The 13,607-nt window shown below is 34.2% G+C and carries 14 protein-coding genes; 2 read left to right on the top strand and 12 right to left on the bottom strand.

From position 1 onward, the window contains the following. Nucleotides 1-11: 11 nt before the first annotated feature. From HND39_03065 to HND39_03010, 12 genes are all read right to left on the bottom strand, one after another. Complete coding sequence (locus HND39_03065; GenBank protein ID QKJ95335.1) at nucleotides 12-959, bottom strand: AEC family transporter; 948 nt, start codon at nucleotides 957-959, stop codon at nucleotides 12-14. Further along, the gene (locus HND39_03060) at nucleotides 956-1,387 is read right to left on the bottom strand and encodes a thioesterase family protein (protein ID QKJ95334.1); all 432 of its coding nucleotides are present in this window, start codon (nucleotides 1,385-1,387) and stop codon (nucleotides 956-958) included. The genes HND39_03065 and HND39_03060 overlap by 4 nt, the downstream gene beginning before the upstream one ends. A 78-nt stretch (nucleotides 1,388-1,465) precedes the next feature. Further along, on the bottom strand, nucleotides 1,466-2,776 hold the full coding sequence (locus HND39_03055) for an adenylate/guanylate cyclase domain-containing protein (GenBank protein ID QKJ95333.1): 1,311 nt from the start codon (nucleotides 2,774-2,776) through the stop codon (nucleotides 1,466-1,468). Nucleotides 2,777-2,830: 54 nt separating this feature from the next. Then, a complete protein-coding gene (locus HND39_03050; GenBank protein ID QKJ95332.1) occupies nucleotides 2,831-4,681 on the bottom strand; it encodes a hypothetical protein in 1,851 nt (616 codons plus the stop codon). 20 nt (nucleotides 4,682-4,701) lie between these two features. Next, nucleotides 4,702-5,148 (bottom strand): hypothetical protein, encoded by a 447-nt coding sequence (locus tag HND39_03045; GenBank protein QKJ95331.1) that lies wholly within the window; start codon nucleotides 5,146-5,148, stop codon nucleotides 4,702-4,704. A gap of 21 nt (nucleotides 5,149-5,169) precedes the next feature. Further along, complete coding sequence (locus HND39_03040; protein ID QKJ95330.1) at nucleotides 5,170-6,300, bottom strand: ABC transporter permease; 1,131 nt, start codon at nucleotides 6,298-6,300, stop codon at nucleotides 5,170-5,172. 39 nt (nucleotides 6,301-6,339) lie between these two features. Next, a complete protein-coding gene (locus tag HND39_03035; protein ID QKJ95329.1) occupies nucleotides 6,340-7,470 on the bottom strand; it encodes an ABC transporter permease in 1,131 nt (376 codons plus the stop codon). After that, nucleotides 7,460-8,398, bottom strand: a complete 939-nt coding sequence (locus HND39_03030) for an ABC transporter ATP-binding protein (GenBank protein ID QKJ95328.1) — start codon at nucleotides 8,396-8,398, stop codon at nucleotides 7,460-7,462. The genes HND39_03035 and HND39_03030 overlap by 11 nt, the downstream gene beginning before the upstream one ends. 127 nt (nucleotides 8,399-8,525) lie before the next feature. After that, nucleotides 8,526-9,830, bottom strand: coding sequence for a TolC family protein (locus HND39_03025; GenBank protein ID QKJ95327.1), 1,305 nt, complete (start codon nucleotides 9,828-9,830; stop codon nucleotides 8,526-8,528). A gap of 14 nt (nucleotides 9,831-9,844) precedes the next feature. Continuing rightward, nucleotides 9,845-10,759, bottom strand: coding sequence for an ABC transporter ATP-binding protein (locus HND39_03020; GenBank protein ID QKJ95326.1), 915 nt, complete (start codon nucleotides 10,757-10,759; stop codon nucleotides 9,845-9,847). A gap of 22 nt (nucleotides 10,760-10,781) precedes the next feature. Further along, complete coding sequence (locus tag HND39_03015) at nucleotides 10,782-11,753, bottom strand: HlyD family efflux transporter periplasmic adaptor subunit (protein ID QKJ95325.1); 972 nt, start codon at nucleotides 11,751-11,753, stop codon at nucleotides 10,782-10,784. Next, the gene (locus HND39_03010) at nucleotides 11,750-12,358 is read right to left on the bottom strand and encodes a TetR/AcrR family transcriptional regulator (protein ID QKJ95324.1); all 609 of its coding nucleotides are present in this window, start codon (nucleotides 12,356-12,358) and stop codon (nucleotides 11,750-11,752) included. The genes HND39_03015 and HND39_03010 overlap by 4 nt, the downstream gene beginning before the upstream one ends. Before the next feature lie 163 nt (nucleotides 12,359-12,521). Here HND39_03010 and HND39_03005 point away from each other — a divergent pair, with 163 nt between their 5' ends. Together HND39_03005 and HND39_03000 are read left to right on the top strand one after the other, a co-directional pair. Further along, nucleotides 12,522-12,872: a hypothetical protein gene (locus HND39_03005; GenBank protein ID QKJ95323.1), complete on the top strand. Its 351-nt coding sequence runs from the start codon at nucleotides 12,522-12,524 to the stop codon at nucleotides 12,870-12,872. A 250-nt stretch (nucleotides 12,873-13,122) separates the two neighbouring features. Continuing rightward, nucleotides 13,123-13,557 carry a CBS domain-containing protein gene (locus HND39_03000; protein ID QKJ95322.1) on the top strand — a complete coding sequence of 145 codons (435 nt, stop codon included), beginning with the start codon at nucleotides 13,123-13,125 and terminating at the stop codon, nucleotides 13,555-13,557. The last annotated feature ends 50 nt before the right edge of the window (nucleotides 13,558-13,607 follow it).

Genomic DNA, 13,607 nt, shown 5'->3' with positions numbered 1-13,607 from the left:
GGATTTTAATTTCAAATTAATGAAAGTTCCTTCAGAATTACTATCCCGAATGCAATTGTAATAACCGATGCAACAGTACTGATCAACACAATATTTCCTGCAAGCTTGCCGTTTGCACCCATCGCTTCTGCCATAATAAAGCTTACTATTGCAGTCGGAGAAGCAAACAAGATAAACATAATCCCCAAATCCAATCCTCTGAAACCAAAATGGTATGCGCCAAGAGTTAAGATTAAAGGCACGACAGTTATTTTTAATGCGGAGGATGTAAACGCAAGCCCGGAAGCTTTTTTTATATTTTGAATATTTAATGAACCACCAATACCAATTAATGCCAGCGGCAAAGCAAGTTCTGATAAAAAACCAATTGTTAAATTTATGAAATAAGGCAATTCAATTTTATAATATGAGAAGGGCAAACCTACTATCACGGCAATGATCAGTGGATTAAACAAAATTTCATACGCCGTTGATTTCATATCTAACTTTCTTTCCTTACGAAGCGGAACAGTTAAGATTATTACAGCGAGAATATTATATAGCGGTAAAATGAAAGCGAGAACAATGGCTGCTTTACCAAGTGCATAAGCTCCGAATAGTTTTGAGATAATTGCCAATCCAACGATTGCAAAGTTGCTTCGATAAGCACCCTGAACAAATACACTAAGGTTTTTTCCGTCTTTAATAAATGGAATTGAAAAAATCCATATTAGAAAAAAGCTGATCAGCGTTGCAGCATATACATAAATAATTTGGTCAAATTCTATTGCTTCGCTTAAATCTATCCTAGCGATGTTAATAAATACAAGTGCCGGCAGCGAAACTGAATAAACGAACTTTGAAGTCACTTCAACAAAATTTTCGTTTATGACATTAATTCTCTTTACAAAGTAGCCAAGCGCAACCAGCAGGAATACTGGAGCAATAACATTTCCGGTGAAAATAATGTTATCAATCAAGTTAAACTCTCAATCTTCAATGCAAATTCTGAAGGCACTGAAACTGTTTTTCTTTTTTCATAATTGAAGAAAACTATTCCGGTTTTGGCAAGAGCAATTACTTTTCCGTTACTTTTGTTTGTAATGCGGTAAACAAAATCACATCCTATCCCCGAAAAACTGTTAACATCTATTTCGATGATTAATGAATCTCCGTAAAATCCTTCCGATTTATATTGAATGGCTGCGTCAATCATTATTATTCCGTTTCCTTCTAAATTTGATTCAGAATATCCGAGATGATTGAGAAATCTAACTCTTGCTTCATGAATTATAGAAAGTAATGAATCATTTCCAAGATGACCACCATAGTTAATATCTGTTATGCGGAGTGCTAATTCAGTTTTGAAAATAAATTTTTGAGGAAGTTCAATTTTTATTCTGGGCATAGGTTATGAAAATCATGAATAACTGGAAAAATTTTATAAGCTAACTTACAGAAGAATTTTATTTTAAGCGGAATTTATTTAAGCTAGTTTATATACTTCAACAGGTGCAGATCTTCCTTTTACATTTACAGAGCCCAGAAATACAGCGTTGATATTTTGAATTGAAATTTTGTCAAGTACTTCTTTTGAAATTAAAATATTTGTATTGTATTCTTTATTTAACTGTTCAAGCCGAGCTGCCATTATCACAGAGTTTCCGATTACTGAGTATTGTTTTCTATCGGCAGTACCAACATTTCCGGTTATCACTTCACCGGAGTGTAAACCAATTCCCACATTTGTAAACGGAATTTCTTTGTTTTCATTTTTCATTTTCAGTGAAGAAATAATTTCCAGAGAAGCGTTAACAGCATCTATGCAATAATTTTCTTTTTGTATTGGTGCGCCGAAAGTTGCCATAAAACCATCACCGAGAATCTGGTTCACAATCCCACTGTGCTTATTTACAATTTCAATCATAAAACCGAGAGTACTGTTCTGATATTTGTTTATCTCTTCGGGAGTTTTACCTTCAGAAAAATTTGAAAAGCCGCGGATATCAAGAAACATAATACAAGCCGTTCGCGTCTGGTTCTCAATTATCATTTTGTTCTTTATGAATTCATCCACAATTTCTTTCGATACCTGCTGACCAAAAATTTTCTCCAGTTCATTTCTTTCTTCAACTGCCTGAAAAGTATTAAACACTTTTTTTATAATCTGTATGGAAACTATTCCTGCTAAAATACCGGATACAAAAAGAATCACACTACTGACGAAATATGCAATCGGCAAACCAAGCACATTAATATGCGTGTGATATTCAGTATCCTTTATTAGAAACAAAACAATTAAAAGATATTCGATTGCAGCAACTGCACCTATAAAAAAACTAATTCTTGGATCAAGTTCAAGGCTTGAAATAATTATGATTAAAAAGTACAGCATCAGCATGGGCGAAACGAGTACGGCGGCAGGATCAAAATATATCGAAAGAATTAATAAACCGATGGTTGGAAAAGAAGTTTCCAAAAATGCATTAACATATCTGAGATAGTAGGGAAGTTCTTTTCCCTTCTTCATTCGATTTTTTATAATTCTTCTTACAGCAAATGAGCGTACAACGAGAAAAAGAAAAAGAATTAAAATCCATGCAGAGGCAGTGACTAATTCTGGAATTTTATCGCCGTAATTTGTACTGAAGAAAAAAACATTGATAAAAGAACCGGATGCAAAAAGAAGAATTACTCCACCAAGCACATACTCGCGCAGAAGTTCCGACTGCATTATTTCCTGATTAAAATGCTTTTCGTAAAATTTATTTTCAGTAATCGGATCAGAAAATTTCATAATTAATTTAGAGAAAACATCTTTAAGAGGATGTCATCTCTTCTTCCAATATTCTTATTTTTTCAATTTTAGCTTTGGCATCAACGGAGTTTTTTTATCCTGGTAATCCTGCATCGAACTTATAATCACATCAAGAATTTGTATTGCTTCAAAAATATAAGGACCTTTATTAAGCATTACTGATTCTGCTCTTCCTGCAAATGCTGCATCAGTAATTTCTGCACGCGATGGTCTTCCCTTTTTTGCCATTGTTTCAAGAACCTGCGTTGCCCAAATGATTGGAAGATGAGCAGCTTCGCAAAGCCATAAAATTTCTTCCTGAATTTTAGCAAGATCTTTCCAGCCGCATTCAATTGCAAGATCGCCGCGGGCAATCATCACTCCAACTGGATAATGCTGCATAGCGGTAATCAAAATTGAGGGTAAATTTTCAAATGCTTTTCGTGTCTCAATTTTCAGAATTATTCCAATCTCCTTTGCGTCGAGGTTTTTAAGTTCATCAAGAATAATTTTTACGTCTTCCGCTGAGTTCACAAACGAACAGTTAACCACATCGGAATTTTTAGCAATGAATTTCAGATCTTCTTTGTCTTTTTCAGTCAATCCATTTACAGAGAGTTTACTTTCGGGAAAATTAATTCCTTTATCTGCTCTTAGTTTTGAGCCTTCTTCTTTTGAGTATGTTATTTCGACCTCGATTTTATCCTGTTCAACATTTTTAATTACTCCTTCAATTTTTCCATCATCGAGAATTATTATTTCACCCGGTTTAACATCGCTAAAAATTTCAGGCAAAGTGCAGGAGATGTGTGCAGGTTTTAATAATTCACCTTCGATGTTGAATTCTGCAGGTTCACCGGGAACGGGCTCACTGTGAATAATTAAGCAATCTCCCTGTTTCAAAATTATTGATTCTTCCAGTGGCAGAAGATCACCAACATTTGCGATCATCCCGTTTGTGCTGCGTTTATTTTTCAATGTAAAAGTTGTTCCGGTTTTAATGTAAGCCGATTCAAAGCAGCGAACTAATCTTCTTTCGTTAAACTTTTTATCGACAATAAACTTTCTTTCTTTATCTCTTGAATCAATGAATATAATTTCGTCCTTTGGTTTGAGCGAGTTTAAAAACTCTTCAGACAATGGAATCAGAATTTCCTCGTCAGCTATTCTGATTTTTTCAAGTTGAATACTTCCTTCAGCAATAAGCCACGCTTCTGCAGGTGAAGTTACTTTCCCGATAAGATCTCTTTCCGGAGTAAGATGAATAACTTTGGGTCCACTTCGCATTGAACCGGTTCTGAGTTTTGGTCCGCCAAGGTCCATACATATTTTGCAATTCCTGCCGGTCTGCTTTTTTCCTTTTTTAATATTTTTAATCATTCTTTCCCATACAATTGCATCATCGTGTGCACAATTTATTCTTGCACTGTTCATTCCGGCATTAAAAAGTTTTTTAACCAGTTTATAATCATCTGCAGCTTCGGTGGAAAGTGTAACCATAATTCTGACTTTGCTGCCTTTAAGTTTTTTACCAAGCAGGGAAGAGGTATTTGTTTTTAAAATCTTTCTTCCTTTTTTAAAACTGATTTCCGGTTTTCCCGATTCGACCGGTAATTCGTTTAAAATTCCTTTAAGGATATTCTGAACAGAAATAATACTTGCCATCACGTGGCTTTCGGCTCTTCCGAGACGTGATATTCCAAGCTGCCATAATGTGTTTTGTATTTCCCGGATATCCTGATTCCGGAGTGCGAGATAGTGAATTAAATTCTTTGCACTTGTGAGATTTGCAGAATGAATCATTTCAAATTCTTTGGAATATTTTTTTTCAAATTCTGAAGCTTGAACTTTTATTTCTTCAAGCTGTTCAAGCAGTTGTGCTAATTTTTTCTTTTTGAGTTTCATATTTATTGAATCTGGATGACTTAATTTTTAGGTTCATTTTTGAAATCGAGAAACCGTATCAGCAAAATAGATACTTCAGGTCTGGCAATTACATCATGCAGCACGCTGCCTTCAATAGTTAAAGTTTTTCCTGGTAATAATTCAATTGTTTTTTCAGCTTCATCATTTTGGATCAACACTTCACCACTGCCTGCAATACACTGTATAACTATTGGTTCTTCAACACTGTGAGATTCGAGACGTTTTCCATTCCTGAGAGTTAGCTGTGCAATTTTTCTTCTTTCACCTTCAAAGAGAATTTTTACTTCCTGATCTTTTCCTTCACCGATTTCTGTTTTCAAATCAAGAATTTTATAATCTTCTTTTGATTGTGCTTTTGAATCAGATGAGTAAAATATTAACATCAGCAGGAGAACAATCGCATAAGTTAAAATAATTTGCCAGAATTTTGGTTTATAATTTTTCATCTTATTTATCCTTTCGATATATTATTCAATTTTCTTACTAAATCTTAATGAGCTTAAAATTAAAATCCCCGCTCCCATTCCGAAAAGTATTAAAGTTTCCAGCCATAACGATGTAAACCCGATACCTTTCAGTACGATACCACGAAGTATTGTAATAAAATATCTTAAAGGAATAAGATAAGTTATGTATTGTACTACTTCAGGCATATTTTCAATCGGGAATGCAAATCCTGACAAATAAATCATCGGCATCATCAATGCAAATACAGAAGCCATCATTGCCTGGTTTTGTGTTTTAGAAACTGTTGACAAGAATAAGCCTAGCCCAAGATTTGACAATACAAATAATAATGCTGTGAACAGAAGAAATAATCTGCTCCCCCGTACAACAATACCAAACCATTGCGTCATTATTATCATTACAATTATCATAACGACAAAACCAATAATTGTAAAAGGAATCAACTTACCAAGAATAAGCTGATAAGGTTTTATCGGTGTAACAATTAATTGTTCGAGTGTTCCGATTTCTCTTTCCCTGACTACAGCCATTGACATCAGCGATAAAGTTGTTATCATCAGTATAAGTCCCATAATTCCCGGAACCATATAGTTTTGTGTTTTCATCTCAGGATTATACCACACTCTTACTTCAGGGACGAGTGAACCCGCCAGAGGAAGTTTCATTCCATATTTATCTTTAGTTTCGTTTACAATAAGTTGTGAATAACGGTTTGTTATTCCCTGAATGTATCCTAATGCAATTGAAGACTTATTGCCATCAGATCCTTCGAATAATGTTTGAATTGCAACGGTTTCTCGTCTATATAATTTCTTTTCGAAGTCGTTAGGAATTACAATTGCTACAAGGGTTTTACCTTTATCAATAAGTTCAGTTACTTCAGCATAGCTGGACGCATAATAATCAATTGCAAAGTAACCGGACTCATCAAAATTTTTAATAAATTTTCTGCTGGCAGCAGTTCTATCCTGATCAAATATTGTAGTGTGAACAACATCAACATCCATATTAGCAGCATAACCAAGCAATATTAATTGTAGTATTGGCGCCATAAAAACAACCGCCAGCATTTTTCTATCACGTTTAAATTGCAGAAGTTCTTTTATAACAAATTCATAAATCGTTTTCATTTTAATATTCTCTTGTTAATAAAGTGATTAACTTGCTCTTTATGTTGTCTTAGCTCTTCTGTCAACAAAAGTAGCAAGTGCAATAAAGATCACGCCGAAGATCAACATATAAATTAACTGTTCCCAGAAAGCTGAAATACCGACACCTCTCAATAAAATTGCTCTTAATGTTACAATGTAAAATTTTGCCGGAGTAATATTTGTAATCCATTGAATAATCGTTGGCATACTTTCAATCGGGAAAATAAATCCGGATAATATAAGAGAAGGCAGCAAAGAAGTAATATTCGCTGCCTGAAAAGCGACCTGCTGTGAATCGGATACACTTGAAATGAAAATACCGAGTCCGAGAGCTGCGAATAAAAATATTAATGTACTGATCAGGAGTAAAAAAATATCTCCCTTAATTACGATTCCGAATAAAATGTAACCTGCAAGTAATACAATTGTGGCATTGATCAGCGATATAACGATATATGGTGCTGTTTTTCCGATAATCAATTCGAAAGACGAAAGCGGCGATACATTTAACTGTTCAATTGTTCCTCTTTCCTTTTCTCTCACTATTGATAATGAAACGGAAACCACGGCTGTTATAATTAATATCATTCCCATCAATCCAGGGATTAAAAACTTAGTGCTTTCGAGTTCGGGATTGAACCAAAACCTTGGTTCAAGATTTATCGGAATATAAGATTGCTTCCCTGTTACTGCCAGATATTCTTTTGTCAACTTTATTGAATAACCGAATGTTGCTGCATTTACATAGTTGACGATTACATTTGCTGTGTTTCCATCTACTCCATCAACCAGATACTGGACTTTTACTTCTTCGTTATTATTTAACCTTTTCGACAAATCATCTGGAAAAACTATAACTGCCTGAACTATTTTTTCGTCAAGTAATTTTTTAATCTCAGCATCGTTATCAATATAAGTAATGAGGCTAAAATATTCTGAGCTTATCAATCCGTTTAAATATTCTCTTGTGTATTCAGATTTATCCTGATCATAAACTGCAATTTTAATATGTTTGACATCGAAGTTGATAGCATAACCGAAAATTGCCAGCAGCACAACCGGGAAAAAGAATACGATAAAAAGCATTTCTTTATCACGCTTCAACTGTCTGATTTCTTTCCTTGCGATTGCATAAGCTCTATGAAACATTTTTTTTATCCTTTTCGAGCAAATGAATAAATACATCTTCCAGCGTTGGCACTATCTTATCAATCCTGTGTACTTTTATTGAATTTTTGTTTGTTAGAATTTCCCTGACATCTGCTTCAGTTTTTGAATTGTCATTGAGTATTATGTGAATGTAATTACCAAATATGGAAGTCTCGCCGACCCAATTTTCTTTTTCAAGAATGCTCATACTGTCAACCACACGATCTGATTCGATTTCAAGTATTGTGTTTTTAATGTAATCAGTTTTTAATGTTTTGGAATTTCCCTGAGCGATTAACCGTCCCGCATTTATCAGAATTATATCATTGCAGAATTCTGCTTCATCAAGGTAATGAGTTGTTACCAGAACAGTTATACCTGAAGCTGAAAGCTCATTTATCAAATCCCAAAAATTTCTTCTTGAAATTGGATCAACACCGCTGGTGGGCTCATCCAAAAAAACGATTTTTGGTTCGTGTATAACTGCAGTGCCAAGTGCAAGTCTTTGTTTAATACCACCAGGTAAAGAACCAGTTAACAGTTTTTCCTTTCCTTCAAGATTAGCGACCTTCAAAACCCATTTCTTTCTATCAGAAAATTTTTGTCCTGTCAATCCATATACACCTGCAAAGAATCGGATATTTTCTTCTACTGTGAGATCATTATACAACGAAAACTTCTGTGACATATAACCGATTTGAGTTTTTACTTTGTCTGGCTCTTTCATTATGCTGAAACCCCCAACTAATGCGTCACCGGATGTGGGTTCCAGAATTCCCGTCATCATTCGGATTGCTGTTGATTTTCCGGCGCCGTTCGCTCCGAGGAAGCCGAGAATTTCACCTTGCTCGACGTTGAATGAAATTTTATCAACAGCAGTAAATCTGCCGAATTTTTTTGTTAACTCTTTTACTTCTATGCTATTCATTTTTTTATAGATATTTTATAGAACGCTGACCTGTCTGTCATTAGGCAGATGACGCAGATTTAGCTAATGATCGCTGATTTTGATCTAAGAAAATCTGTTCGATTACTGTATTCTGTGTTCCATTCATTCAATATATTTTCCTGCCAATTGCAAGATTCAACCTGACCTTTACAAGTTCAAAATCCGCCTGAGAAATTGTGAGCATTGACCGGGAGTTAAGCAGTGCAACTTCAGCATCAATCAGGTCATTTGCGGTTGCAAGTTGATGTTCATACTTTTCATTAACGATCCGGAAGTTTTCCTCTGCCGATAAAACTGCAAGTTGACTTACTTTTATTTTTTCAGCATTACTATTCAACGCCAGATAGGTGTTATAAACTTCAATTTCAATTTGCTCTTTCAGAAGTTCCAATGATTCTCTGTTTTGAAGAACCTCTTCTTCAGCTTGTGCAGATTTTGATGAAGTGTTCCCCCAATTCCACAAGTCCCAACTCAGTGACAAACCTGCAAACCAGGCTTGAAGCTTTTCATTTTCCATTGAAAATGTTTCAGCATTTACATTATAAAGAAGAAAATTTCCGGATGCATAAAGTTTTGGCCACCAATTGGAGTTAGCGGCACTTATTTTATCTTCACCAGCAAGAATTTTAAATTCCATTGATTTCAATTCTTGCCGGTTGTTTTCTGCTTCCATAACTAATTCTTCATATTGGGGATAATCTGGTTGATGAAAGACTAAATCAGAATCAATCTTTGTTGAATCGTTCAATGGAAACCCGATTGATTGATTAAATGCGGCTCTTGAAATTTCACGTGCATTTTTTGCATCAATCAATTGCAGCCTGGTATTTGAAACCTGTAACTCTATTCTCAAATAATCGTTCATTGTAGCCAAACCGTTATCAACAAAATCCTTCGTCCTTCTCAGATCTTCATCAAGCGAAGTCATCCGTTCCTCGATAAGTTCAACCTGTTTCTGTGTTTTAAATAAATTCCAGTACGCCGAGTAAATCTCAAAAGCTTTATTATTAATATTTTTTTGATGATCTGAACTCATTGCTTCATAAATATTCTCTGCAGAGCTTTTTAATGATGAGAGTTGAAACCCTGTGAAAATTGGTTGTTGAATTGAAAGCTGCATTCCATACAGAGTGAATGGATTTTTAACTGTCATTGGGAAGGGACCAAAACCTATTTCTGTTGGATCATTCAGATTCATATATGTATAACCGGCACTCAGACTAAGCTTTGGAAGCATTTGAGAAGAATACTCGGTTATTTTCTCGTCAGAACTTCGTAAAACAGATTCTGATATTTTTATTTGCCGGCTGTTTTGCAATCCAATCCGCAGGCTTTCATCAAGCGTTAATTCTTTTGTTTGTGCAAATTGAATTACAGATAATACGATTGAAATAAAAAATATTTTTTTCATTTCCATTTCCTTTTTTATAATGCTTTACTTATCAGGTGAATAAAAACATTTTCAAGCGATGGCGGAATAACTCGATGATCATAAATAACAACGTTAGTATCAGTTAAGAGCTTCTCCAGATTTTTATACTGTTCATCGTAATTTTTTAATGCTACATTCAATCTATCGCCGTACATCTGAACTTCATATTCAGTATTAACCTTAATTGTATTGTATGCTTCACGAATTGGCGAACATACAATTTCCACTATCTGTTCCTTCAGTGAAGCTTTAACATTTTTAGGTGTATCGTAGCTTATTATTTCTCCGTTATTCATAAGAGCAACTCTGTTACATCTTTCAGCTTCATCAAGATATGGAGTGGTCATAAATATTGTTATTCCTTCTTTAAGGAGATTTGAAAGTATTTTCCAGAAATCTCTTCTCGAAACAGGATCAACCCCGGTGGTTGGTTCATCGAGGAAAATTATTTTTGGTTTGTGGATAAGTGTGCATGCAAGTGCGAGTTTCTGTTTCATTCCACCGGATAACTTATCTGCCAGACGATCACGAAACGGAGTTAACCTTGTGAACTCGAGTAGTTCATTTCTTCTTTCTTTGAAATTCTTTACTCTGTGGATGTCAGCAAAAAATTCAATGTTCTCATCGACTGTCAGATCACCGTACAGCGAAAACTTTTGAGACAGGTAACCGATCTCATTTTTTATTTTATTTTTTTGTGATTTAATATTAAAACCAAGTACTTCGGCATTCCCTGAATCAGCATTTAATAAACCGATTAAAATTCTTATTGTTGTTGTTTTACCAGCACCATCCGGTCCGACAAGTCCGAACATTTCACCTTTGTCAACAGAATATGAAACACCATTTACTGCAACAATATCGCCAAAGCTTCTTTTTAAGTTTTCTATTTTAATTACCGAATTCATTAATCTTTTAATTTTTAATCTTTCAATATTGTAGTCTTATTACAGCATCCGCGGGCATACCAGATTTAAGATAGTAGTCTTTGTTCTGAATTGTAATTTTAACTGCATAAACCAGTTTTGTCCGTTCATCTTTTGTCTGGATATTCTTTGGAGTGAATTCAGCTTCGGGAGAGATGTAAGTTACCTTTCCCTCGAAAGTTTTATCTTTAAAAGAATCAACTGATATATCTGCTTTTTGTCCCAGCTTAACGTAACCAAGTTCTTCCTCAGAAATATATATCTCCAGCTCGATAATATCGAGATCAGACACTTTGAAAAGTGAAGACATTGGTATTACACTTTCTCCACGCTCAATAAAAGTTTTTACGAGGAATCCGTTTATGGGTGAGGTAACATAACTATCGCGAATATTTTTTTGTAATAACTCAACACCAGCAACAGCTTTATCAAGATTTGCTTTTGCCTGATCGATCTCTTCCGGACGGAAAATCTTTTTCACTTTAGCATAATTTTCCTGTGCTGATTTATACTGAGCATTCATTAAATCATATTTTGCAGCAGCATCTTCATATTGTTTTTGAGTAATAGAATGTGTGTCGAATAAATTTTGCATCCTGATTTTATCTTTTTCAGCAGTTTCTAAATTTACTTTTGCCTGGTTGAGATTTTGTTCTGCCTGAATAATGTCTTCTTCGCGGGCACCTTTTTGCATTAACCTTAACTGAGCTTCAGCGGCATTCTGTACAGCAATTGCCTGAAGAAGCTGCAAATCAAGATGTTCGTGATCAATAATCAGAATTGTATCGCCGGCATTTATTTTACTTCCTTCGGTGAATTTAATCATTAAAATTTCACCTGAAGTTTTTGCGCTCACTATTACGTTTGTTGATTCGATAGTTCCGGATGCGTCAATTGAATCTGGTTGTTTGTTATTACCGCAGCCAGATATCAGAAAAATGAGTGTCACTGTTGACAGAATTATGAAACTTCTCATTGTAGTACCTTATTAAATGATTTATTAAATTCTTTTTTCCCTTTGTCGGTAAGTATCCCGCTGATAACAATTCTGAATGCATATCTGGCTGCTTCAATCAATGAATAATTATTATTCATAATAAAATCAGGATTAACAATTGTTCTTATCGAAGCTACGAGAACATTCATGATAATATTTGTCGGATAATCAATGAATAAACCTTCTTTTTTCCCCTGGTCAATAACTTTTGTGATATTACCAAACATCATTTCTGTTCTGAAACTATCAATGTCATTCCATAAAGAAGGGAAGTGTCTTTTCAGTTCCTCCATACGCGAGGCTGAAATTTTCTCAGAAACTTTTGCAAGTATTTTAATGAGATCACCAAGTTTCTCAATTGCGTTTTTATCTGAATTCAAAGCAGGAAGAATAGTGTTTTTCATTTTGTTCATAAAATATTTTGCAATTGCTTTTACAAGGTCTTCCTTTGAAGGGAAAAATTTGTAGATGGTCTTCTTGCTCATTTTTAATTCCGCTGCAATTTCATCCATCGTGGTTTTATAAAATCCATCACGAAAAAATTTTTCTTCAGTATGTTCAATGATTTTAATCTGATCATCCATTTTATCCTCTCGGAAACTATTATCGTATTTTTAGTTTCTAAAATAGTCAGTGGAAACTCATTTGTCAAGCCATAGTTTCCAAAGATGTGATTTATGGCAAAAAATGAAATGTTGTTAATTCCAGACTGAATAATTAAAATTCATTTCAAAAAAAGAGGAAACTATGAAACGGCAACATTTATTAATAATAATTCTGGGATTATTCGGAACTTTAATTTTATCAGCTCAAACAAAAACTGAAGATGATATGAATGCAGCTTATCAAAATGCCAAGAAAGGAATTTACTGGGCGCTTTCTAATATTCCCGGTAAAAAAGCCTCACTTTCCAATGACCTGATCGCCGATGATAAACTTTACGCATCAGTAAAAATCAGCAAAGAAGTTAATGGTGTGAAGGTAAATTCAATCGGATTTCATCAGACCAACCAGATTGAAATAATAATTTATAAATCTTATGATAGTTTGAAAGGTGAAGGATACAATGTTCCCGGCAGCGGCTGGGGAGAGGATTAAATTACACTAATCCTAATTTTAACCAACCATCATCTTATGAAAGTTTTAATGCTACAAATAATCAAACAAGGCTTTCAAAATTTACTTGGAGTCTCTGAAAAAACGTAGAATTATATGCTAAAGTATTTACTTGAATAAATGAACACAATTAAGTATTATAAGTCATAAATTTATAGTTGATAAAACACATAGCTCAATTACAAAAAACTGAAACTAATATTCATCAGTATTAAATACAGGAGTTATAAATATGAATACAGTAAATGATATTTTACAAACAAAAGGTTCATTTGTTTGGTCCGTTGCACCTGATTCTAAAGTTTATGATGCATTAAAATTAATGGCTGAGAAAAATATAGGTGCGGTTCTGGTGATGGAAAGCGGAAAAGTTGAAGGTATTTTTTCTGAAAGAGATTATGCACGAAAAGTTGTACTCGAAGGAAAATCTTCAAAAGAATTACCCGTAAAAGAAATTATGTCTTCCAGAGTTCTGTTTGTAACGGGTGAAGAGAGTGTTGATGAATGTATGGCATTAATGATTGAAAAAAAGATTCGTCATCTGCCGGTTTATGAAGAGACAAAATTAAAAGGGTTGATTTCAATCGGTGATGTTGTTAAAGCACTTTTGGATCATAAAGAATTTACAATCGGACAGCTTGAACAGTATATTACAAACAGAAGATAAAATTTCTTTGAATTATTTTAATTCTGATAATTGCTCTCTTGAAAATACAA

Source organism: Ignavibacteriota bacterium (genome assembly GCA_013285405.1).
Taxonomy (GTDB): Bacteria; Bacteroidota; Ignavibacteria; order Ignavibacteriales; family Ignavibacteriaceae; genus IGN2.
The sequence above is the reverse complement of the archived record's forward strand: the minus strand, read 5'-3'. Positions and strand labels throughout refer to the sequence as shown.

Excerpts from the sequence above, each read along its gene's own strand:
- HND39_03055 (QKJ95333.1), bottom strand. The coding sequence starts at position 2,776 with ATGAAATTTTCTGATCCGATTACTGAAAATAAATTTTACGAAAAGCAT.
- HND39_03025 (QKJ95327.1), bottom strand. The coding sequence starts at position 9,830 with ATGAAAAAAATATTTTTTATTTCAATCGTATTATCTGTAATTCAATTT.
- HND39_03020 (QKJ95326.1), bottom strand. The coding sequence starts at position 10,759 with ATGAATTCGGTAATTAAAATAGAAAACTTAAAAAGAAGCTTTGGCGAT.
- HND39_03005 (QKJ95323.1), top strand. The coding sequence starts at position 12,522 with ATGAAACGGCAACATTTATTAATAATAATTCTGGGATTATTCGGAACT.
- HND39_03040 (QKJ95330.1), bottom strand. The coding sequence starts at position 6,300 with ATGAAAACGATTTATGAATTTGTTATAAAAGAACTTCTGCAATTTAAA.
- HND39_03030 (QKJ95328.1), bottom strand. The coding sequence starts at position 8,398 with ATGAATAGCATAGAAGTAAAAGAGTTAACAAAAAAATTCGGCAGATTT.
- HND39_03000 (QKJ95322.1), top strand. The coding sequence starts at position 13,123 with ATGAATACAGTAAATGATATTTTACAAACAAAAGGTTCATTTGTTTGG.
- HND39_03045 (QKJ95331.1), bottom strand. The coding sequence starts at position 5,148 with ATGAAAAATTATAAACCAAAATTCTGGCAAATTATTTTAACTTATGCG.
- HND39_03015 (QKJ95325.1), bottom strand. The coding sequence starts at position 11,753 with ATGAGAAGTTTCATAATTCTGTCAACAGTGACACTCATTTTTCTGATA.
- HND39_03010 (QKJ95324.1), bottom strand. The coding sequence starts at position 12,358 with ATGGATGATCAGATTAAAATCATTGAACATACTGAAGAAAAATTTTTT.
- HND39_03035 (QKJ95329.1), bottom strand. The coding sequence starts at position 7,470 with ATGTTTCATAGAGCTTATGCAATCGCAAGGAAAGAAATCAGACAGTTG.
- HND39_03050 (QKJ95332.1), bottom strand. The coding sequence starts at position 4,681 with ATGAAACTCAAAAAGAAAAAATTAGCACAACTGCTTGAACAGCTTGAA.
- HND39_03060 (QKJ95334.1), bottom strand. The coding sequence starts at position 1,387 with ATGCCCAGAATAAAAATTGAACTTCCTCAAAAATTTATTTTCAAAACT.